This is a genomic window from Kouleothrix sp. (assembly GCF_046328425.1).
GTDB lineage: Bacteria > Chloroflexota > Chloroflexia > Chloroflexales > Roseiflexaceae > Kouleothrix.
The window spans coordinates 1-20,897 of sequence record NZ_JAXLWP010000036.1; the positions used below are offsets into that span (position 1 = coordinate 1).

Here is a 20,897-nt window from a genome sequence, read left to right on the forward strand (position 1 = left end):
TGCTGATCCTCGAGCTTGAGCTGGCCCGGCCGCGCGCCGAGCCCGCGCCCGACTTCTACCGCATGATCAAGCTGATCATCGCCAAGATCCAGCGCACCTCCGGCATCACGCCTTTCTGCGACGCGGTCGCGCGCGAGACGCGCGCGCTGACTGGCTTTGACCGCGTGATGATCTACCGCTTCGACACCGACGGCCATGGCACGGTGGTGGCCGAGGCGCTTGCCGATGGCCTGACGCCCTACCTGGGCCTGCACTACCCGGCCTCGGATATCCCCAAGCAGGCCCGCGCGCTGTACCTGTACAACTGGCTGCGCCTCATCCCCGACGCGAGCTACACGCCAGTCGATATCGTGCCAACGCTCACGCCGGGCAGCGGCGCCCCGATCGACCTGAGCTACTCGGTGCTGCGCAGCGTGTCGCCGGTGCACCTCGAGTACCTGGCGAATATGGGCGTCGCCGCGTCGATGTCGATCTCGCTGGTGAAGGACGGCGAGCTGTGGGGCCTGATCGCGTGCCACCACGGCGCGCCGCGCTATGTGCCCTACGAGGTGCGCGCCGCCTGCGAGTTCCTCGGCCAGGCGGTGTCGCTGCAGCTCGCAGCCAAGGAGAACGACGAGAGCTACGCCTACAGCATCCAGATCAAGGACTTGACTGCCCAGCTCATCCAGCGCATGCTCCAGGCAAACCCCTGGCACAGCGCGCTGCTGGCCGAGCCGCCGAACCTGCTCAACCTCATCGACGCGACCGGCGCGGCGCTGTGCTTTGAGGATCGGATCGAGCGGATCGGCGCCACGCCCGACGCGCACGACATCCGCGCGCTCGTCGACTGGCTGGCGGTGCGGCCGGAGTTTGATATCTACGCGACCAGCAGCCTCGGCGCCGACAACCCGGCCCTGGCGCACTGCAAGGACACCGCCAGCGGCGTGCTGGCCATCCCGATCTCGCGCGCGCAGAACGAGTACCTGCTGTGGTTCCGGCCCGAGGTCATCCAGACAGTCAGCTGGGGCGGCGAGCCGGCCAAGGCGGTCAGCCGCAGCGAAGACGGCCTGCGCGTGAGCCCGCGCAAGTCGTTCGCCGCCTGGCAGCAGGTGGTGGCGCAGCGCTCGCCGCCGTGGCAGCCGGCCGAGATCGGCGCGGCCGTGGAGCTGCGCAACACCATCCTGACGATCGTGCTGCGGCGCATGTCCGAGCTGGCGCAGATCAACGCCAACCTCGAGCGCAGCAACGCCGAGCTGGACGCGTTTGCCTATATTGCGTCGCACGATCTCAAGGAGCCGCTGCGCGGCCTGCACAACTACGCCTACTTTCTGCTCGAAGATTACCACGAGCAGCTCGACGAAGGCGGGCGGGCCAAGCTCGAAACAATGATCCGCCTGGTGCAGCGCATGGATACGCTGATCGACTCGCTGCTGCACTACTCGCGGGTTGGGCGCGTCGACCTGGCGGTGCAGCCGACCGACATGACCGAGCTTGTGCACGAGATCCTCGACACGCTCTCGCCAAGCCTCGCTCGCGCCGAGGTGCGGATCGCCAGCCCCTTGCCGGTGGTGCGCTGCGACCGGGTGCGCATCCGCGAGGTGTTTCAGAACTTGATCGTCAACGCGATCAAGTACAACACCCAGGACACTAAGCTGGTCGAGATTGGCTACCTTCCGCCTGCCAGCGGCGCGGCGCGCCAGCCGCGCTGGCACACGTTCTACGTGCGCGATAACGGTATTGGCATCCGCGAGAAGCACTTCGAGACGATCTTCCGAATTTTCAAGCGCCTGCACGGGCGCGACCAGTTCGGCGGCGGCACTGGCGCCGGCCTGACGATCGCGAAAAAGATTGTCGAGCGGCACGGCGGCGGCATTTGGGTCGAGTCGCAAGTGGGGGTCGGGTCGACATTTTTCTTCACGCTGCAGGAAGAAGAGTAGCGCCCGGCGCAGCTCGTTTCCGGCGGCCGCCTTGCCGCCGGAGACCACATCTGGTGTTGTCAATATGATCGAGCAGCGCCCCACATCTCGGTTGCTGGTGGTCGAGGATAGCGATGAAGATTTCGAGGCGATCGTGCGCTCGCTGAACAAGGTTGGCCCGGTGCCCGAGATCTCGCGCTGCGTCGATGGCGACGACGCGCTCGATCATCTGAACGGCCGCGGCGCCTACGCCGGGGCGCCGGTTTGGAAGCCGCCCAGCCTGATTCTGCTCGATCTTAATCTGCCGGCCACCGATGGCCGCGAGGTGCTGGCCGAGATCAAGCACGACACGCGCCTGAGCACCATCCCGGTGGTGGTGCTGACAACCTCTGCCAACCCCAAGGATATCGAGGCGTGCTACCGCGCCGGCGCCAACAGCTACATGATCAAGCCGGTGAACATGAACGAGCTGAACCGGATCCTGCATCTGCTGTGCGAGTACTGGTTCACCAGCGTCGTGCTGCCCCGCCCGGCAAGCTAGCACCCTATGCTTTATCGTGGGGGTTCGCGGCGGCATTGCCGCCGCGAAGTTTCTGTGTGACCGCCCCAAACCCCCGCCAAAGTGTAAGCGATCATTGGCGCTATTCTATGGGCGTGGGCCGCCGGTGAGCCTCGATCGTGGCGAGCAGCGCGCTAAGGCCGATCGGCTTGGTCAGGTAGTCGTCGGCGCCGGCCTCGATGCAGCGCTCGCGGTCGCCGGGCATCGCCAGCGCGGTCAGCGCGATCACCGGGATCTCGTGCAGCGCCGGGTCGGCGCGGATGCGGCGGGTGGCCTCGAGCCCGTTAATGCCCGGCAGGTGGATGTCCATCAGGATCAGCTCGGGCCGCAGCTCCTGCGTGCGCGCAATCGCCTCGCTGCCGTCGCGCGCCAGCGCCACGCGGTAGCCGCGCACGCTCAGGTACTCGGACAGCATGCTGGCGTTCTGCGCGTTGTCTTCGGCCAGCAATATCAGCGAGCCTGCGGCCGGCGGCCTGGGGTTCGCCGCTGCGGCAGGCTGGGCCGGGTGCGCCGCCGCTAGCACCGTATGGCCGTGCGGCAACTGCGGCGCGCGCATCAGCGTGACCGAGAAGCGGCTGCCGTGGCCGGGCGTGCTTTCAACGCGGATGCTGCCGCCGTGGGCCTGAACCAGCTGGTGCACCAGCGCCAGCCCGAGCCCGCTGCCGTCGAACTGGCGGCTCAGGCCACTGTCGAGCTGGGTGAATGGCTGAAACAGCCGCGGCAGATCCTCGGCCTTGATGCCGATCCCCGTATCCCACACGCTAAACGTCACGGTGTCGAGCTCGGCGTCGGCGCGCACGTCGAGCCCGACGCTGCCGCGCGCCGGCGTAAACTTCACCGCGTTGGAGAGCAGGTTGACGAGGATCTGCTTGAGGCGGCGCGCGTCGGCCCGAATAAGCTCGACGGCGCCGTCGACGCTTGAGTTGAGCACGATCTGTTTGCTGAGGGCGATCTGCGACACCATGCGCAGCGACTGGCGGCAGATCATCTCGATCGGCGTCGCTTCCAGCTCGAGCGTGAGCTTGCCGGCCTCGATCTTCGAGAGATCAAGGATGTCGTTGATCAGCGAGAGCAGGTGGCGGCCGCTCTCCTCGACGCTCTGGAGCGCCGCGTGCTGCCGCTCGGACAGCGCGCCGTAGATCTCCTCGCGCAGCGCCTCGGTTCGGCCCAGGACGGCGTGCAGCGGCGTGCGCAGCTCGTGGCTCATATTCGCCAGAAATTCGTCCTTCAGGCGCAGCGCGCGCGCGAGCGCGGCGTTGGTGAACCGCAGGTCGGCGGTGCGCTCTTCGACCCGGCGCGCCAGCAGGGCGCGCTCCTCGGCCAGCGTCGCCACCGTCTGGCGTAGCTGCTCGTTGCTGGCCTCAAGGTCGCGGCGCTGCTGCTCGACCTGGCGCTGCAGGCTGGCCTTCTCGATCGCGCTGGTGAGCGCGAGGCTCAGGTGCTGCTCGAGCTGCAAGCCCTTGACCAGGTAATCCTGCGCGCCAAGCTTCATGGCCGCGGCGGCCACCGCTACGTCGCCGATGCCGGTGATCATCACCACGGCGAACACGTGCGGGCCGTGCTCGGCGATCAGCTCGACCAGAAACTCGAGCCCGTCGTCGTCGGGCAGGTGGTAGTCGAGCAAGACGGCGTCGAAGCGGCGGGCGCGGCAGAGCGCAAGGCCCTCGGCTACGCTGCTGGCGCTGTAGCACTGGTAGTCTGCCTCGGGGTCGCGCCGCAGAAAGCGCTCGAAGCTGGTACAATCCTCAAGGCAGTCGTCGACAATTAAGATCGAGCGCTGTAGGGTGCTCATGGCGCTATCATACGCTTGCTATGGGGCCGAGGCTGGGTGCCGCCAGGGGTGTGCAGCCGTAGCGCGGGCGTCCTCTGGCGCATTTTCGCAGCCGGCCGGGGTTCGCGCGGGCTGGCGCGCACCCTCGCCTCACTCTGCAACCTGCACGCGGCGCTTCCTGCGCGTGCTGCTTGGCGGGCGCTGCCGGCTAGCGTACGGCCGGCGGCGCTTTTGACAAACCGCCCGTGCAAGCAAGCGGCCGCCCGCCCGAAATGCACAGGCATGCTTCGCGTAGCAGCCGAAGTGTACCATATCCCCTAGCCTGCTGCAACCACCCTGATGTAGCGCATCACGCTTCGGCCCAACCTGGGGCGCGCGCCTGCTCGCCCAGATGTATTTCGCCGACGACGCGCTGTTCTTCCAGGATCCGATCTACAATAGACTTTATTGGAAATAACAATCGTGGGGATCTGAGGGCCGCAGGCCCCACAATCTCCTCTCGGTGGGGGCGGGGCGGCTTTGGCGCCCCCGCAGATGCTGTTTCGCGCTCTGGCAAAGCGCGAAACGGATACCTTTGGCGGGTCGCAGACCCTCCAAGCCTTCTGTTGCATAATGACCAATTTCCAAGTCCCTAAGAGCCTGTTTGAAAAGGGGGTGCGCGAGGAGCTATGCCCCTCGCACTTCCCTTCTGGCAGGTGGCGGCCACATTCGTGGCCGCCGCCCGCCAGAAGATGGAAACTTGGAGGGACGGGGTCTAAAACCACCCTTTTCAAACAGCTTCTAAAGTCTGATAGTGTGCCCGAGTGGGCGCTCGGCTGGCGCTGGGATAGTGTGCTGGGTGGCCCGGCCGCCGCGCCATTCGAGAACGACGCGGAGAATAGCATGACCGAAGTGTTATCGCTGCCCGAGGCGATCGGCAGGTATGTTCACGACGGCATGAGCGTGGCGCTTGAGGGCTTCACCCACCTCATTCCGTTCGCGGCAGGCCACGAGATCATTCGCCAGCAGCGGCGTGACCTGACGCTCATACGCATGACGCCTGACCTGATCTACGACCAGCTGATCGGCATGGGCTGCGCGCGCAAGCTGATCTTCTCGTGGGGCGGCAACCCTGGCGTCGGCTCGCTGCACCGACTGCGCGACGCAGTTGAAAACCGCTGGCCGCGGCCGATCGAGCTCGAGGAGCACAGCCACGCGGCGATGGCGAATGCCTACCACGCCGGCGCGGCCGGGCTGCCCTGCGCCATCCTGCGCGGCTACCTTGGCTCCGACCTGGTGGGCGTAAACCCGAATATTCGCTTCATCACCTGCCCGTTCAGCGGCGAGCAGCTCGCGGCGGTGCCGGCGCTGCGCCCCGACCTGGCGATCGTCCACGCTCAGCGCGCCGACCGCCAGGGCAATGTGCTGATCGAAGGCATCACCGGCGTGCAGAAAGAGGTGGTGCTGGCGGCCGGCCGGGCGCTCGTCACCGTCGAGGAGATTGCCGACGACCTGCGCGCGCCCAGCCCGAACAGCTGTATCCTGCCGCACTGGGCGGTGAGCGCGATCGCCCTGGCGTCGGGCGGCGCGCGGCCATCCTACGCCCACGGCTACTATACGCGCGACAACGCCTTCTACACCGCGTGGGATGCAATCGCCCGCGAGCGCGAGACGTTCCTGGCCTGGATGCAGGAACATGTCTTGATGAAAGACGAGGAGCTAAGCGCCAAGAACGCCCGCTAGTCATTTGTTCTAGAACGTACGCGGTTCGCGCGCTCAGCCTTCGGCAGAGCGGCATTTGTATCCATTTTCCGCGCGAAGCGCGGAAAATGGATACACAACAATCAATGGCTTGGTCAAGCATACGATAGGCGACTATGATGAGCTACACCACCAGCGAAATGATGGCCGTCGCGGCAGCGCGCGCGCTCACGAGCGACGACGTGTGCTTCGTGGGCATCGGCGCGCCCAGCCTGGCCTGCAACCTGGCGCGGCTCACCCACGCCCCCGGCATCACGCTGATCTACGAGTCGGGGACGATCGGCGCCCAGCCCGACGTGCTGCCGCTCTCGATCGGCGACCCCGAGCTGTGCGAGACGGCGCGCACGACCGTGTCGGTGCCCGAGATGTTCCAGTACTGGCTGCAGGGCGGCCGTATCTCCGTCGGCTTTCTCGGCGGCGCGCAGCTCGACAAGTTCGCCAACATTAACTCCAGCGTGATCGGCGGCTACGCCGCGCCGCAGGTGCGGCTGCCTGGCGGCGGCGGGGCGCCCGAGATCGCCAGCAGCTGCCGGCAGGTGTATATCGTGATGCCGCAGACGCGCCGCTCGTTTGTCGAGAAGGTCGATTTCGTCACCTCGTTCGGCCACGGCGCGGGCGGCGACCACCGCCAGCGCCTGGGCATCCGCACGCTCGGGCCAACGCTGGTGATCACCGATCTGTGCATCATGCGGCCCGACCCGGCTACCAAGGAGCTGGTGGTGGCCGCGCTGCACCCAGGCGCGACGCGCGAGCAGGTGCAGGCCAACACCGGCTGGGCGATTCGCTTCGCCGCCACGCTGGCCGAGACGCCGCCGCCAGGCGAGCGCGAGCTGGCGGTGCTGCGCGATGTTCAGGCGCGCACCGCGCGCGCCCACGCCGGCGAGGCCGCCAATCGCTAAGCTGTGCGCCCGCAAGGCGCGGGGCGGCGTTGGCCTGCGCGCTCGCTTTTCCTACAGCTTCTCAGGAGGAAATTATGGCTACACCGCACGAGGCGTGGATCATCGAGGCCGTGCGCACGCCGATAGGCAGGCACGGCGGCGCGCTCAGCGCCGTGCGCCCCGACGACCTGGCGGCGCTTGCGCTGCGCGCGCTGATGGAGCGTGCCGCCGTGCCGCCCTCCGAGGTTGAGGATGTGTACATGGGCTGCGCCAACCAGGCCGGCGAAGATAACCGCAATGTCGCGCGTATGGCGCTGCTGCTGGCGGGTTTTCCGGCCGAGACCGGCGGCACCACGATCAACCGGCTGTGCGGCTCGGGGCTCGACGCGGTGATGGGCGCGGCGCGCGCGATTATGCTTGGCGAGGCCCACGTCTACATCGGCGCGGGCGTCGAGTCGATGAGCCGCGCGCCCTGGGCGCTGCCCAAAGCCGAGCGCGCCTTCGCGACCGGCCACCAGACGCTGTACGACACGACGCTGGGCTGGCGCTTCGTCAACCCTGCCATGGAGGCGCTAGGCCACACCGACGCGCTCGGCGTCACCGCCGAGCATATCGCGCGCGGGCAGCACCTGGCCCCGCCCGGCGAGCATGCGCCCGACGCAGTGGCGGCCGAGTACCAGATCAGCCGCGCGGCCCAGGATCGCTTCGCGCTCGCGAGCCACCAGAAAGCCATCGGCGCGATCGACGCCGGGCGCTTCGCCGCCGAGATCGCGCCGGTGACGGTGCAGGGCCGCAAAGGCCCGGCGCTGGTGGTCGACGACGAGGGGCCGCGCCGCGATACCACGCTCGAGCAGCTGGCCGCGCTCCGGCCGGCGTTCCTCAAGGGCGGCACCGTCACGGCCGGCAACTCCAGCAGCCTGAACGACGGCGCGGCGGCGGTGCTGCTGGTGTCGAAGGAGTACGCGCTGGCCCACGGGCTCAGGCCGCTCGCGGCGATCCGCGCCATGGCCGTGGCGGGCGTGCCGCCGCGCGTGATGGGCATCGGGCCGCTGCCGGCGACGCAAAAGGCGCTGCAGCGCGCCGGGCTGGCGCTCGACGCGATCGGCCTGATCGAGCTGAACGAGGCCTTCGCCGCCCAGGCGCTGGGCGTGCTGCGCGCCTGGCAGATCGACGAAGACGACCCGCGCGTGAATGTCAACGGCGGCGCGATTGCGCTGGGGCATCCGCTGGGCTGCTCGGGCGTGCGGATCCTCACCACGCTGCTGCACGAGCTGCGGCGCCGCGCCGATGTGCAGTTTGGCCTGGCGACGATGTGCATCGGCGTGGGCCAGGGCATCGCCGTGGTGCTCGAGCGCGTCGATTGATCCGGCCTTCCGCGCCGCCGCTCTCAAAGCTCAGGCGCAATCAGGGCCGATTACGGCCGCATTTGGTGCGATACTTTTAGAAAGTGTCTGAGAAGTCACCACCAAGACACGAAGACACCAAGATCGTGTATGTCGTGTTGGTGCTTCTCCGCAGAGTACCGCTTGGTGCCTTGGTGCCTTGGTGGTACATAGGCTTTTCAGACAGCCTCTTAGCGACTCGGAAAGCGATTCGATGCTCCGTATCGTGTGCGGTTGTTTCGCGCTCCGCGCGGAGCGCGAAACAACCGCACACAGAGTACCATGCTGCCGCAGGCTCAATCGCGTACCTGCAGGAAGCCGAGGCACGCAAGTGCGTAACTCCTATGAATATCGAATTTAGTGGCGCAATCTGGTTCTGGCGCGGCCCGGCGCCCTGGTATTTCGTTTCTGTTCCGGCGCAGCAGTGCCGCGAGATCAAGGCGATATCCCAGGCGGTGACGTATGGCTGGGGAATGATACCGGTGCGCGCGCGGATTGGCGGCACCGAGTGGCAGACGTCGCTGTTCCCCAAGGATGGCCGCTACATCGTGCCGATCAACGCGCGCGTGCGCAAAGCCGAGGGCCTTGCGGAAGGCGACGACGTGAGAGTCCGGCTTGAAGTTCGTTGAGGAGGTTGCGTATGGATTTTGGCGAAGCGATCGCCTCGCAATATCGCGCCGCGCTCGAAATGCTCGAGCAGGCGATCATTGCCTGCCCCGAAGCGCTCTGGCATCGCCAGGATGATCCGAACCCATTCTGGCAGGTCGCGTATCACGCGCTGTTTTTTACGCACCTGTACGCCCAGGGGTCTCAGCAGACTTTTCGCCCCTGGCCGGGGCACCGCGAAGAGTACCGCTTCGAGCATAGCACACCGGCGGCGCCGGCCGAGCCGGCGACAAAAGCGGTTGTGCTCGAGTACCTGGCCTTCTGCCGGCAGCAGGTCGCGGTACACGTGCCGGCTATCGCGCTCGACGCGCCGTCGGGCTTCGCATGGCTGCCTTTTACCAGGTTCGAGCTGCACCTCTACTCGATCCGCCATCTTCAGCAGCACGTTGGCGAGCTTATGGAGCGCCTGGGCGCGCTAGCGGGCGAGCTCGCCTGGATCAGCTCGGCGCCTGCGGGGCGCGCGCCCCAGCCGCCAGGCGCGTAGCCCGCGCCGCGCGATCATTGCCCGCCGGCACGCTCTTCGCGCCGGGCCACGCGCTGGGCGATCAGATCGCGCGTCAGCTCGCGCAGCACGTCGCTGCCCACCCAGCGCGCCGCCCGCGCATCCGACTCCTCGAGGCGCTGCGCGGCCGCGATCGCCGCCGCGTTGAGCGCGGCGCCGCGCTGCCCGATCTCGCGCATCGCCCAGCTGACCGCCTTCTTCACGAAGTTGCGCTCGTCGCCGGCCGCCTGCTCGGCGCGGGCAAGGTAGCGCAGCAGCAGCTCGGCGCCGGCGCCCCGATCCTTGCTGGCCACCTGCGCCATCAGCACAAAGCCGGCGCGCTTCACGAACTCCTCGCTGCGGTCGCTCCAGGCGAGCGCCTGCTCGCGGGCGAATGGCGTGCGCACCCACAGGTTCGTGCAGCACTGGTCGCAAAGATCCCACGAGTCGAGGTCGATCGCCCAGCGCTCCATCTGCGCGAGATCGATGCGCTTTGGCTCGGCGATGATGCTGGCGAGGATGCGCGCCTCGTGGATGCCCGAGGCCCAGAGCGCCTCGGCCAGCACGTGGCTGCGCCCGGTCTCGCGCGCGATCGTGCGCAGTGTCTTCACTGGAACGCCGAGCACACGCGCGCCGTGGATGCCGAAGCGCGCCATGCCGGCGGCATCGGCGGGGCTCGCCAGCGCCTCCAGGCGCGCGACGATCGCCGCCGCGTCGGGTGATTCGGTTGCCATGTGCCTGCTCCTTGCTCTGCAGTGTGTGCTTCTTGCTGCTAGTGTAGCACAGCGGTGTGATACGAAATCCGGCTGATCGCTTGGATTATGGTGGGGGTTCGGGGGGGGGGGGGCCGCCCCCCCCCAAATTCTTTTCTTGTGCGGCGCCCGGCACAAGCCGGGCCCGAAAACACAAGTAATCAAACGGAGTTGGTATGAGCCGGCTGCGCTGCGGTTGTGCGCAAAGCGCGCCGCCGCGTGCCGTATTGCCAGTGGCGCATGCCTCGTGGCGCCGAATGAAGTTGTGGGATGCCCTGAGGCATGCGCGCATGGCGCTAAGGCTGGCACGGCTGCATGTTTGCCGCCATCGGCAAAGGCGTTTGAAGCAGCCATTGCACGAAAGGAATCAGCCGCCGCTCGAAGCGTGCAGCAGCTGCACGAACGGAATCAGCCGCCGCTCGAAGCGTGCACGCGCTGCAGGAAGCGTGCACGCGCTGCAGGAAAGGAATCAGCCGCTGCTCGAAGCGTGCACGCGCTGCACGAACGGAATCAGCCGGCGCACGAAGCGTGCAGCCGCTGCACGAGGCCTGATTTCGGTGAAAACCACATATTGGTGCTACGCTGGTAGATGGTACAATGGGCGGCGGCACTGATCGTGCGAGCGCAATGGCCGAGCTTCATCGACACAAAGAGCAGGTTACGGCAGGTTCGATTCATGTTTTCAAGACGAAGGACGAAAGACAGAAGACAATCAGCGCTGTCTTTCGTCTTTCGTCTTTCGTCAAACCCGGTTCGGATGTGTGATAGCCTGCAAGAGGGCGATACGGCTCGATAACCACCTCGTGATGTTTCGACGTGGCAAGGCATGTGCGCCAGGCAGCGCAAATTGATGAAAGGACAGGAAACCATGTTGAAGGCGATGCAGCTCGCGATCACGCGCACGCCCACGCGCCGCTATGGGCCGCTCGTGCTGCTCAGCGCCACGGTGATTGTGCTCGGCCTGGGGTTGCTGCTCAGCGGCGGCGCGGTGCGTACGTGGTGGGAAGTTGTGACGCTCGGCGTCGTCGAGGGGGTCACCGAGTTTCTGCCGATCTCTTCGACCGCGCACCTGCTGATCGGCGCGCGGCTGCTGCACTTCTCGCAAGATATCGGCGGCACGTTTGAGATCTTCATTCAGCTAGGCGCGATCCTGGCGCTGGTGGTGTACTACGCGCGCGATCTGCTGGCCCAGGCGCGCGCGCTGCCGACCCGCGCGCCCACTCGGCGCTTCTGGCTGAATATTCTGCTGGCCTTTTTGCCGGCAGCGATCGTCGGGCTGGCGCTGCGCAAGTGGATCAAGGCGGTGCTGTTCGCGGCGCCGGCGCTGATCGCCACCTCGCTGATTGTCGGTGGCCTGGTGCTGATTGTGGTCGAGCTGCGGCTGCGCCGCCGCGTTACGGCCAGCAAGCTCGAAGATGTGTCGTCGCGCCAGGCGCTGGCGATCGGCGCGGCGCAGATCTTCGCGCTGGTGCCGGGCGTGTCGCGCTCGGCCGCATCGATCGTCGGCGGCCTGCTCGGCGGCCTCGACCGCTCGACGGCGACGATGTTCTCGTTCTACCTGGCGATCCCCACGCTCGGCGCCGCCACGATCGTCGATCTGCTCGGCAGCATACACCTGGTGACGGCCGACGACCTCGGGCGGCTGGTGGTTGGCACGCTGGTGGCGTTTGTGGTCGCGTGGCTGAGCATTGGCTGGCTGCTGCGCTATGTCGCCAGCCACAGCTTTCTGGCGTTTGGCGTCTACCGTGTTATCGCGGGGCTGCTGATCCTCGGGCTGCTCGGCGCCGGCCTGCTGGCATAGCCGCGCGGCCTTTAGCATGGCGCTAGCTCGATCTTGCCGTGGCCGAACACGCAAGCCTTGCCGGCGTGCGCCAGGCTGCCGGCCAGCAGCAGCGCGCGCACATCCGGCGGCACGCCGCGCAGCACGGCCCCGCCCACCAGCCCGCCCAGCGTCATCGTTCGCGGCTCGCCGCCGCGCGTCGACGTGCGCTCCCAGTCGATCCACGTCAGCCGCGGCTGCTCGACCACAATCGCGCGCGCCTGCTCGGCGAGCTGCCGGTGCTCGATTGCCCACGGCCCGCCGCCGTGGAACGTCGCCAATGCGTTCAGCCGCCAGCACAGCGCCTGCGCCAGCGCCGGCACGTCGAGCTGCGTCAGGAATGCCCCGCGCGCCTTGACCCGCAGCGGCGTCGGGAACTGCACCCGCAGGTCGGGCGGCAGCTGTGCGGCGCGCGCGGCGATCACGCTGGCGTCGTAGCGCGAGCCGGCCGCGTCGGTCTCGAGCTGCGCGGCCTCGGCGGTCACCCGCCCGTCGAGGTAGATCGCCACGCCGGTGGGCTGCCAGTGGCGCAGCGCCTCGACGCGCTCGAGCCGCGCGCGCGCCTGTGCGCGCCCCAAGCCCATGCGCCCAAGCTGCTCGAAGCTGGAGAGAAAGTACGGCAGGTGGTCGATCGCGCTGCCGAGCAGGATGAGGCCGAACTCCAGCGCGTCGCCGGCGGCGTACTGGCGCTTGTGGTCGAGCGGCGGCTCGATCACGAAGGGCCGGGGGATGTCCTGCAGGTCGTGCAGGTGCGCGACGCCGCGCGGGTGCGGTGGTTCGAAGATCGCGCGGTAGGGGCAGAGCGCGCCGACAGCGCAGGTGTCGGCGTGGCCCCAGCAGGGCTGGGGGCAGGCGGCGCGCTGAAAGGCGTAGCCAAAGCCGCCGCGCAGCAGCGCGCCCTTGTACGCGGGCAGGGTGGTGGCGTCGAGCAGGCGCAGCGTCACGCGTGTGCGCAGGATCGGCAGATCCAGCCCCGCCAGCACCCCATCCGCCGCCCGGTGCGTCTCGGTCATTCGATGCCTCGCTTTCGCGCGCCCCCTTAGCCACTATCTGGCCGGCGGCTCGCCACGCCTGCCGCGCGGCAGGCCACCGCATTCGCTTGATGACTGACACTTGGTGGGGGTTCGGGGGCGGCTTCGCCGCCCCTGCTCTTTGTGTTGCACCGTGCGGCGAAGCCACGCAGTGCAACACAATCGAATAAGTGATCAAGCGGAAGATCGTATCACTTATAGAACGGAGCTGGCGGCATTTTTCGTACGCGCGCCGGGCGAAGTCGCAGCGCGCGGCAAAAACGCGCCAGAAAGTCTCGTGACAAACGCCACTTTCTCACAAGCTGCTGGAAATTGAGCCTGCAACCCGCATTATGGGCTTTCCGTGTCGGCGTCAGTGGTGGACATTGTCAGGGCTCGTGCAACGTCTGTCGACCCTTCCCCCTACCCCTTCCCCTGTCAGGGGAGGGGTGAAGACATTCGGTTAGGGCGACCGCCGCCGCGACCGCACCACACAGCCAACAATACCTCTCCCCTCCCTCGCGGGAGAGGGGAAGGGGGGGTGAGGGCCGACATTGCACGAGCCCTGCAGTGGCGGAAAACGTTCTTGACAAAGTACTAAGAAGTATGATCAGATATAGCTTCAGTCAGCAGAGAGGAACAGGATGCCAGTTGACGCGCCGCTCACCCTCAGTCTCAGGCGCTTCAGCGCCCTGCTCGCAGCACTGCGTGATGGGCCGCTCAATCGGCACGCGCTGCTGGAGCGGCTTGGTGACGCCTACCCGCGCACTGCGAGCGCTCGCCCAATGGTCGATCGCGATGTCAAGCACCTAGCGGAGCTGGGGATTGTGATTGAGATCAGCCGCACTCGCCCACCGATCTACACCCTGCGCGGCGGCGCGCCAGCATTCGATAGCGCGGATCTGCGCGCACTCGCGCTCATCCGCGATACATTTGGCGAGCGGCACCCACAGGCCGGGCAGATCCGCGCGCTGCTTGAGCGCCTGACCAGCCAGCTTGGCGCAGCTGACCGGCACACATACCAGCGCCATCAGGCACTACGCGCCCCGGTGCAGCCGGCGATTGACTACACACCATACGGCGCGCTGATCGCCGAGCTGGAAGATGCGATCGGCAAGGGCCAAATGGTGACGTTCGCCTACCATGCCGGCGGCGGCGCACGCGCGACACTTCATCACAAAGTCGAGCTGTACGAGATCGAGTTCTACGAGCGCCATTTCTACCTGGTCGCCTACACGCACAATAGCCGCCAGATGCTCGACTTTCGCATTGATCGCATTCAGCGCGAGACGTTTCAGCGCCTAGAGCGCCTGCCGCCCGACATGGCGCATGCGCGCCAGGGCGTCAGCTTCCGCTATCGGCTTGCCGCCGTGCTGGCGCGTGGCGAGATCAGCCAGCGCTTCGAGCAGCAGCGGATCGTTGAGCGCCTGCCCAGCGGCGACGTGATCATTGAGGCCGAGGGCCGCAGCGACTTCTTCATCGTCCAGACGCTGCTGCGCTACCGAGGCAACGCCGAGCTGCTGGAGCCGGCGTGGCTGCGCGCGAAGATGATCGAGGAGGTACGGCGGCTCGGCGCAGTGTACGGCATCGCCGCAGAAGGCGGCGTTTGAACGGCGCATCGCGCAGGCGCGCAGCATGGCAATCATTGGCGCGTATAGAGCCATCCAGGAGGATCGCAAGCTGATCATCACGCTGTTCGACAACGGCGGGTACAAGAGCATCGGCGCGCTGAGCCGCTCGCTGGGGCAGGCGGGCTTCGGCACGCGCTACGCATACCCGCAGAATGGCGTGCTGCCGGGCGACGAGGCCGAGGAGATCGCGCCGCTGCCGGCGGATCTCGCGGCGAACGCGGCCAGCCTGGGGGCGCGGGTGATCCGCTGCGCAACCTACGAGGAGTTTGTGGCCGCGCTGCGGGCCGCGCGCGATGCCGACCGCACCACGGTGATCTACATCCAGAACGACCGGCTGCACGGCGTGCCAGGCTACGAGAGCTGGTGGGACGTGCCGGTGGCCGAGGTGAGCGATAGCCCGGCGGTGCGCGAGAAGCGCGCCGAGTGGGAGACCATGCGCGCCAAAGAGCGCGATTTTCTCTAGGGCGCAGGGGCGCGAGCCATACCGCATACAATTCACCCGGCTCGGATTTGTGATAGCCTATGCCTAGCGTCGGTCTTTAGCCAATCTTCATACACATGGCGCAGATCTTGGTGTAGCATACGCTGGTTGTTGTTCGGCTTCGGCGCCAGCACGGCGTATGCCCTAGCATCAAGGAGCACCCTATGTGCAAGCAACCAGGCCAGTGCCACGGGATCTTCTGCATTCTGCCGCCGCATATTCTTCACGCGATCGCGCTGAATGGCTCGCCCGAGGAGCGCGCCGCCGCAATACGCACCATCGCCACCGACCAGTCGCTGCGCGCGCTGCGCGCCGAGCATCGCTGGGCCGGCGCGCCGCCGCAGCGCCCGTCGTCGCTGCTGGCGGCCGAGGGCCACAAGCAGCGCGCGATCTACGATGCGCGGCACCAGCAAAGCCTGCCGGGCGCGCTGGTTCGCGCGGAGGGCGCCAAGCCCACCGGCGACGCGGCGGCCGACGAAGCCTACGAGGGCCTGGGCGCCACGTTCGACTTCTACTGGAATGTCTTTCAGCGCAACTCGATCGACGACGCCGGGCTCGCGCTCGACGCGACGGTGCACTTCGGCCAGAACTACGACAACGCCTTCTGGAACGGCGAGCGTATGGTGTTCGGCGACGGCGACGGCAAGCTGTTCAACCGCTTCACGATCGCGCTCGACGTGATCGGCCACGAGCTAACCCACGGCGTGACGCAGGACGAGGCGCGCCTGGCGTACTCGGGCCAATCCGGCGCGCTGAACGAGTCGGTGTCGGACGTGTTTGGCTCGCTGATCAAGCAGCGCGCGAGCAAGCAGAGCGCCGCGCAGGCCGACTGGCTGATCGGCGCGGGCCTGCTGGCGCGCGGCGTCAAGGGCGTGGCGCTGCGCTCGATGAAGGCCCCCGGCACCGCCTACGACGACCCGGTGCTGGGCAAGGATCCGCAGCCGGCGCACATGCGCGACTACGTGCACACGCTCGAGGACAACGGCGGGGTGCATATTAACTCCGGCATCCCCAACCATGCCTTCTACCTTGCCGCCAGCACGATCGGCGGGTTCGCGTGGGAGAAGGCCGGCCGGATCTGGTACGAGACGCTGCGCGACTCGAACCTGCGCCCGACCTCGGGCTTCCGGCGCTTCGCGCGCCTGACGGTGGTGAACGCGGGGCACCTGTTTGGCGAGGGCGGCGCCGAGGAGCAGGCGGTGCGCGCCGCGTGGAACGCCGTCGGCGTGGCAGTGCCACCCTCGGCCAAAGCCCATAGCGGAGCGCAGAGCGATTGAGCGCTTGGAGCGAGGAGCGGGAGAGCGTTGGAGCGGAGAGCGAGTGAGCGCATTGCCCCATCCATGTAGGGCGCGCATCGTGCGCGCCGCCGCCGTTAAAGCAGGCCAGGCCACCATCAACGCCGTACGCTCATGCCTCAGGCCAAACCCACACCTGTGTCCACGCCACGAGGCATGCGCCACCGGCGTCGCGAGAGCGAAGGCATTCATTACGGGGTCTCGGGCAGCGCCGCAGCGGGGGAGTGCAGAGGGCGGGAGCGCGAAGCCCGCGAACGCCCTCGCAGGGCGAGAGCATGGCGCGCACGATGCGCGCCCTACGGGAAGGCCGTGCCAGCGGCAACGTCAGGCGCGTAGGCCCTGTGGTGCGGGGGGGCGCGAAGCCCGCGAACGCCCTCGCAGAGGGGGAGAAGGCGCGCAGGATGCGCGCCCTACGGGAAGGCCGTGCCAGCGGCAACGTCAGGCGCGGATGCGTGGTGGCGCGGAGCCGGGAACGAAGGCCGTGCCAGCGGCAAAGTCAGGCGCGTAGGCCCTGTGGTGCGGGGGGCGCGAAGCCCGCGAACGCCCTCGCAGAGGGGGAGAAGGCGCGCAGGATGCGCGCCCTACGGGAAGGCCGTGCCAGCGGCAACGCCAGGCGCGCATGCCCCGTGGTGCGGAGTGATGTGTCGGTTTGCCACGAGGCATGCGCCACCGACGTCGCGAGAGCGAAGGCATTCATTATGGGGTCTGGGGCAGCGCCGGGTACCCTCGTATAATGAAAGTGTTCCGGGTGGTGGTGAGGCAGTGGGTACCCGTGCGGCTTTGACCGCGTCCCAGAGATTGTGCCCCCACCACCTTGGATAGCCTCACTCAGAACCGTATCGTGTGGCTCTGACCACGTATCACGAGGAACGAGGGCGCTATCCGTGGAATTGATTTCCTTTTCAGCTTTGGTGACCTATGAATGCATCTGCTTCTGACTATTGCCTGTTTGTCGGCGTCGACATTGCTGCCGCCTCCTTCGCCGCGACCTGGAGCCCAGCTGGCTCGCCGCCTCAGCGTGCGCGTACCTTTCCCCAAACTCCTGAGGGCTTTGCCGCCTTCAAGCCGCACTCGCCAGCACGGCTGTCCCGCCAGCCCAGACGCTGATTGTGCTCGAAGCCACTGGCAGCTACTGGATCACGCTGGCGGTCACGCTTCACCAAGCTGGCTATGCGGTCAGTGTCGTCAATCCCGCCCACGTCCACGCTTTCGGCCGCTCTCTGCCCCGGCGCGCCAAAACCGATGCGCTTGATGCTCAGCTGTTGACCCTGTTTGCTGTTGAACGTCAACCGTCGCGCTGGACACCGCCTGAGCAGGTCTATCACGAGTTGCGCCAGCGGCTGCTGGTGCGCGATGGCTTGCTGACGATGCGTCAGCAGGCACGCAATCAGGGCCATGCGCTTGAGCAGTGGCCAGTGACGATCCCAGCCGCACTCGCGGCTTTGGACACGGTTGTGACAGAATGTGAGCGGCAACTGGAGACGCTGGAGACGGAGATTGCGACGGTGTTGCAGGAGGGTGCTTGGGCAGAGAGTGCCGCATTGCTGGGGAGCATCAAAGGTATCGGGCTGATCACAAGCGCCTGGCTGCTGGTCGGCACGCTGAACTTTACGGCCTGTGTGTCGGCCGAAGCGGCAGCCGCCTACGCCGGGGTGGTGCCGCTGGCGCGAAGTCGGGCACAAGTGTGCGCGGACGACGGCAGATTGGGCACGCTGGAAACGCGCGCTTGCGAACCGCCTTGTATATGGCAACGTTGAGTGCTGCACGGCACAATCCAGTGATACGTGGGCAGTATGAGCGATTGCGAGCAGCGGGCAAGCCGACGAAAGTGGCGCGCTGTGCTTGTGCGCACAAGCTGCTGCGACTGGCGTATGCGGTAGTGACGAAAGGACAGGCGTTTGACCCGCACTACGGGAGGCAAAGCGGGTGAAGCGAGCGGATGAGGTGAGCGCGGCAGAGCAACGCCTGCGCGGAGCTGTCCACAACCCAATGGCACAGCACTGAAGGCGTGCCGAGCGATTGCTCGCTGGGAGAGCTGGTTGTGGTCAGGTCGGCGCGGGCTGCCGCAGGCAAAATGGAAAAGCATCTCAAAATTCCTACTTGACAAACAATACCGTATCTCTGGGTGTCGCGGAGGTGCAGGAGGCCGGCGGGGGCCTCCTGCCGCGGGGCACGGGGGCGGGTAGCCCTCAAAGGGTTTCACTTGACAAAAGGAGGTGGTCAGGACGCCAACTTTTGGTATGATCACGCGTGCCAAGACCTGATCAGCCAAAGGAGGAATCCATGCCCACCTCACCGCTGTATGATAGCACGTCCCAGCAGTTGACCGCGCAGCTGCCAAATGCGCTCGCCAGCCAGATCGAAACCCTGGCGTTGCTGGTGGTCGCGAGTAGCCAAAGTGTCTCGGCCCAAATTGGGAAACTTGCCCGAGCGATGCCGCTGGACACCACCCAAGCCGCCAAAGAACAACGCATTCGGCGCTTGCTCGATAACGAGCGTATCACGCAGGAGGAACACTATCAGCCGGTCGCCAAACTGGCGCTCCACGGCTTGAAAGGGCAGCGGGTGCAACTGCTGATCGACCGCGTCCTGCTGCGCGATATCCACAACATTCTGGTGGTAAGCATCGGTTTTCGCCGACGCTCGCTCCCATTGGCCTGGCTTGCGTTGCCCCATCGCGGACAGAGTGGATTGGCTGACCAAAAGAAGCTTCTGGGCTCCGCGCTGGCGCTGTTGCCCGAACGGGTGCGCGTGAGCATCCACGGCGATAGTGAGTTCCGCAGCCAGGAGCTGTTTGCCTGGGTGCGCGAGCGCGGCCATGATGGTTTGTTGGGCATCCTGGGCACACGCTGCTCGCGCTCACCCCAGATGGTGATGCGACGGCGCTTTCGAAGTGGCTGCCCAATCGCGACACGGTTGCCTATCTCAATGGCGTGTATCTGACCGAGGAACGCATTGGGCCGGTGAATATCCTGGCTTGGTGGGCCAAAGATACCGAGGGCAAACCAATCGTGCATGCGGTGATGACAAACCTGCCGGCGAATTGGCAGACCTACCGGCTTGGCAGTCGGCGCATGTGGATCGAGACGGTCTTTCGTGACTGGCAGAGCGGGGGCTTTCACCTGGATGAGAGCGGCGTCACTGACCGCGAGCGGTTTGCGCGATTGTTGCTGCCACTGGTGATTGCATATGTGTGGCTGGTCGCAGTCGGGCGCTGGGTCGTAAAGCGTGGCTACCGTCATTTGGTCGATGATGGTGCGGCGCGCAGCTGGAAGTACAGCCTGTTTCAGATTGGTGTGGCCTGGAAGGAGCGCTTGGGGAGTTACACCCAAGCGCTGCCAATGGTCTGGATTCTGTACCGGTAATCCTCCCATGGACTGATACCCTTTGAGGGCGGGTAGCCCCCGAAAGCCCTCGCAGGGCGAGAGCATGGCGCGGGGGCGCGTAGCCCCCGAAAGCCCTCGCAGGGCGAGAGCATGGCGCGGGTGCGCGAAGCCCGCGAACGCCCTCGCAGAGGAGAAGGCGCGCAGGATGCGCGCCCTACGGAAGGCCGTGCCAGCGGCAACGTCAGGCGCGTAGGCCCCGTGGTGCGGAGTGATGTGTCGGTTTGCCACGAGGCATGCGCCACCGACGTCGCGAGAGCGAAGGCATTCATTATGGGGTCTGGGGCAGCGCCCCAGCGGGGGAGTGCAGAGGGCGGGCGGCCGCCCTCTGCCGCAGGGCACGGGGGCGCGTAGCCCCCGAAAGCCGCTCAGGGCAGGAGTGGGCACAGGGGCGCGAAGCCCCGGAAGCCCTCGCAGAGGAAGCAAACAATGCGCGTACAGCTGAGCAGCGACGGCGGGCTAGCCTATTTCCCCGGCCTGCGCCGCTCCCAGGTGGTCGATACCGCCGACCTGAGCGACGAGGCGGCGGCGGCGCTGCGCCGGCTGGTGGCCGAGGCCGGCCTGTTCCAGCGGCCGGCCAGCAGGCCCGCGCTGCCAAAGGGCGCGGCCGACGCGCGGCAGTACACGCTCACGGTGGAGGATGGGCGGCGCCGCCGCGCCATCCGCCTGGCCGACCCGATCGACGACGCGCGGCTGGCGGCGCTGGTGGAGTTTGTGCGCGCGCACGCCGCGCCCGGCGCCGGCGGAGTGTAGCTGCGCACTTCGGAAGGGCTAGCCGCCGTGTAGCTGCAGCCATTCGGCGGCCTGCTGGCGCGTGTCGAACACGCCGAAGTACGGGCCGCGCCGCTCGTCGGCTACCAGCTCGCCGAAGCGGTGGCTGAGCTTCACGCTGCCGGGCGGGCAGACCACGGCCAGGCGGATGCGGTAGGTGCGCAGCTTCTGAAGGATCGCGCCGGCATCGCCCGAGCTAATATCGAAAAAGCTGGCGGGTAGGTTGGGCGCGTACAGCAGCGCGGCGCTGGCAGCCTTGGCGAAACACGCCTCGATCAGCCGGTCGACATCCTGGGCGCGCGCCAGGAGCGGCGCGCCGGGCGGGCCTTCGACGCAGCGTACCCCGGCGGCGTCGCTCAGTGTCAGCTCCATCTCCCCTCTCT

At 67.0% G+C, this 20,897-nt stretch carries 18 protein-coding genes and 1 pseudogene; 15 read left to right on the top strand and 4 right to left on the bottom strand.

All coding sequences use genetic code 11. The features are described from left to right. The coding region (locus U0177_RS25435) for an ATP-binding protein (RefSeq protein WP_409573480.1) at positions 1–1,916 on the top strand (1,916 nt) is incomplete at its 5' end. Between the two features lie 64 nt (positions 1,917–1,980). Next, on the top strand, positions 1,981–2,436 hold the full coding sequence (locus U0177_RS25440; protein ID WP_409573481.1) for a response regulator: 456 nt from the start codon (positions 1,981–1,983) through the stop codon (positions 2,434–2,436). Positions 2,437–2,536: 100 nt separating this feature from the next. Here the strand turns inward: U0177_RS25440 and U0177_RS25445 are convergent, their stop codons facing one another. Then, positions 2,537–4,246: a response regulator gene (locus U0177_RS25445; RefSeq protein ID WP_409573482.1), complete on the bottom strand. Its 1,710-nt coding sequence runs from the start codon at positions 4,244–4,246 to the stop codon at positions 2,537–2,539. Positions 4,247–5,107: 861 nt separating this feature from the next. On the opposite strand from U0177_RS25445, the gene U0177_RS25450 reads away from it, so the two are divergent. From U0177_RS25450 to U0177_RS25470, 5 genes are all read left to right on the top strand, one after another. Beyond that, positions 5,108–5,947: a CoA transferase subunit A gene (locus U0177_RS25450; RefSeq protein WP_409573534.1), complete on the top strand. Its 840-nt coding sequence runs from the start codon at positions 5,108–5,110 to the stop codon at positions 5,945–5,947. Positions 5,948–6,081: 134 nt separating this feature from the next. Beyond that, positions 6,082–6,864 carry a CoA-transferase subunit beta gene (locus tag U0177_RS25455; RefSeq protein ID WP_409573483.1) on the top strand — a complete coding sequence of 261 codons (783 nt, stop codon included), beginning with the start codon at positions 6,082–6,084 and terminating at the stop codon, positions 6,862–6,864. A 74-nt stretch (positions 6,865–6,938) separates the two neighbouring features. After that, on the top strand, positions 6,939–8,207 hold the full coding sequence (locus U0177_RS25460) for an acetyl-CoA C-acyltransferase (RefSeq protein WP_409573484.1): 1,269 nt from the start codon (positions 6,939–6,941) through the stop codon (positions 8,205–8,207). Between the two features lie 362 nt (positions 8,208–8,569). Continuing rightward, complete coding sequence (locus U0177_RS25465) at positions 8,570–8,854, top strand: DUF1905 domain-containing protein (protein WP_409573485.1); 285 nt, start codon at positions 8,570–8,572, stop codon at positions 8,852–8,854. Between the two features lie 11 nt (positions 8,855–8,865). Beyond that, the gene (locus U0177_RS25470; protein WP_409573486.1) at positions 8,866–9,375 is read left to right on the top strand and encodes a DinB family protein; all 510 of its coding nucleotides are present in this window, start codon (positions 8,866–8,868) and stop codon (positions 9,373–9,375) included. Positions 9,376–9,389: 14 nt separating this feature from the next. On the opposite strand, the gene U0177_RS25475 is transcribed toward U0177_RS25470, so the two are convergent. Next, positions 9,390–10,106: a DNA alkylation repair protein gene (locus U0177_RS25475; protein ID WP_409573487.1), complete on the bottom strand. Its 717-nt coding sequence runs from the start codon at positions 10,104–10,106 to the stop codon at positions 9,390–9,392. Between the two features lie 886 nt (positions 10,107–10,992). Here U0177_RS25475 and U0177_RS25480 point away from each other — a divergent pair. Further along, positions 10,993–11,925 (top strand): undecaprenyl-diphosphate phosphatase, encoded by a 933-nt coding sequence (locus U0177_RS25480; protein WP_409573488.1) that lies wholly within the window; start codon positions 10,993–10,995, stop codon positions 11,923–11,925. Between the two features lie 11 nt (positions 11,926–11,936). Here the strand turns inward: U0177_RS25480 and cas6 are convergent, their stop codons facing one another. Continuing rightward, positions 11,937–12,956 (bottom strand): CRISPR system precrRNA processing endoribonuclease RAMP protein Cas6, encoded by a 1,020-nt coding sequence (gene cas6 / locus U0177_RS25485; protein ID WP_409573489.1) that lies wholly within the window; start codon positions 12,954–12,956, stop codon positions 11,937–11,939. Positions 12,957–13,597: 641 nt separating this feature from the next. Between cas6 and U0177_RS25490 the strand changes: the two genes are divergently transcribed. The 7 genes and pseudogenes from U0177_RS25490 to U0177_RS25520 all read left to right on the top strand — a co-directional run bounded on the left by U0177_RS25490 (position 13,598) and on the right by U0177_RS25520 (position 20,496). Then, the gene (locus U0177_RS25490; RefSeq protein ID WP_409573490.1) at positions 13,598–14,563 is read left to right on the top strand and encodes a helix-turn-helix transcriptional regulator; all 966 of its coding nucleotides are present in this window, start codon (positions 13,598–13,600) and stop codon (positions 14,561–14,563) included. A gap of 25 nt (positions 14,564–14,588) precedes the next feature. Then, positions 14,589–15,047, top strand: a complete 459-nt coding sequence (locus U0177_RS25495) for a thiamine pyrophosphate-dependent enzyme (protein WP_409573491.1) — start codon at positions 14,589–14,591, stop codon at positions 15,045–15,047. Positions 15,048–15,229: 182 nt separating this feature from the next. After that, positions 15,230–16,342, top strand: a complete 1,113-nt coding sequence (locus U0177_RS25500) for a M4 family metallopeptidase (protein WP_409573492.1) — start codon at positions 15,230–15,232, stop codon at positions 16,340–16,342. Positions 16,343–17,469: 1,127 nt separating this feature from the next. Beyond that, positions 17,470–18,290 (top strand): annotated as a pseudogene (locus U0177_RS25505) (IS110 family transposase). Positions 18,291–18,643: 353 nt separating this feature from the next. Beyond that, positions 18,644–19,303: a hypothetical protein gene (locus U0177_RS25510; RefSeq protein WP_409573493.1), complete on the top strand. Its 660-nt coding sequence runs from the start codon at positions 18,644–18,646 to the stop codon at positions 19,301–19,303. 20 nt (positions 19,304–19,323) lie between these two features. Further along, positions 19,324–19,725 (top strand): hypothetical protein, encoded by a 402-nt coding sequence (locus tag U0177_RS25515; protein WP_409573494.1) that lies wholly within the window; start codon positions 19,324–19,326, stop codon positions 19,723–19,725. A 447-nt stretch (positions 19,726–20,172) separates the two neighbouring features. Then, positions 20,173–20,496, top strand: coding sequence for a protealysin inhibitor emfourin (locus U0177_RS25520; protein WP_409573495.1), 324 nt, complete (start codon positions 20,173–20,175; stop codon positions 20,494–20,496). Between the two features lie 18 nt (positions 20,497–20,514). Here the strand turns inward: U0177_RS25520 and U0177_RS25525 are convergent, their stop codons facing one another. After that, complete coding sequence (locus tag U0177_RS25525) at positions 20,515–20,886, bottom strand: DUF4180 domain-containing protein (RefSeq protein WP_409573496.1); 372 nt, start codon at positions 20,884–20,886, stop codon at positions 20,515–20,517. Between the last annotated feature and the right edge of the window lie 11 nt (positions 20,887–20,897).

Bases quoted from the DNA above. Each gene is read 5' to 3' on its own strand.
- U0177_RS25445 (WP_409573482.1), bottom strand. From the start codon at position 4,246: ATGAGCACCCTACAGCGCTCGATCTTAATTGTCGACGACTGCCTTGAG.
- U0177_RS25480 (WP_409573488.1), top strand. From the start codon at position 10,993: ATGTTGAAGGCGATGCAGCTCGCGATCACGCGCACGCCCACGCGCCGC.
- cas6 (WP_409573489.1), bottom strand. From the start codon at position 12,956: ATGACCGAGACGCACCGGGCGGCGGATGGGGTGCTGGCGGGGCTGGAT.
- U0177_RS25520 (WP_409573495.1), top strand. From the start codon at position 20,173: ATGCGCGTACAGCTGAGCAGCGACGGCGGGCTAGCCTATTTCCCCGGC.
- U0177_RS25470 (WP_409573486.1), top strand. From the start codon at position 8,866: ATGGATTTTGGCGAAGCGATCGCCTCGCAATATCGCGCCGCGCTCGAA.
- U0177_RS25495 (WP_409573491.1), top strand. From the start codon at position 14,589: ATGGCAATCATTGGCGCGTATAGAGCCATCCAGGAGGATCGCAAGCTG.
- U0177_RS25510 (WP_409573493.1), top strand. From the start codon at position 18,644: ATGCCCACCTCACCGCTGTATGATAGCACGTCCCAGCAGTTGACCGCG.
- U0177_RS25450 (WP_409573534.1), top strand. From the start codon at position 5,108: ATGACCGAAGTGTTATCGCTGCCCGAGGCGATCGGCAGGTATGTTCAC.
- U0177_RS25500 (WP_409573492.1), top strand. From the start codon at position 15,230: ATGTGCAAGCAACCAGGCCAGTGCCACGGGATCTTCTGCATTCTGCCG.
- U0177_RS25465 (WP_409573485.1), top strand. From the start codon at position 8,570: ATGAATATCGAATTTAGTGGCGCAATCTGGTTCTGGCGCGGCCCGGCG.
- U0177_RS25455 (WP_409573483.1), top strand. From the start codon at position 6,082: ATGATGAGCTACACCACCAGCGAAATGATGGCCGTCGCGGCAGCGCGC.
- U0177_RS25525 (WP_409573496.1), bottom strand. From the start codon at position 20,886: ATGGAGCTGACACTGAGCGACGCCGCCGGGGTACGCTGCGTCGAAGGC.
- U0177_RS25475 (WP_409573487.1), bottom strand. From the start codon at position 10,106: ATGGCAACCGAATCACCCGACGCGGCGGCGATCGTCGCGCGCCTGGAG.
- U0177_RS25460 (WP_409573484.1), top strand. From the start codon at position 6,939: ATGGCTACACCGCACGAGGCGTGGATCATCGAGGCCGTGCGCACGCCG.
- U0177_RS25440 (WP_409573481.1), top strand. From the start codon at position 1,981: ATGATCGAGCAGCGCCCCACATCTCGGTTGCTGGTGGTCGAGGATAGC.
- U0177_RS25490 (WP_409573490.1), top strand. From the start codon at position 13,598: ATGCCAGTTGACGCGCCGCTCACCCTCAGTCTCAGGCGCTTCAGCGCC.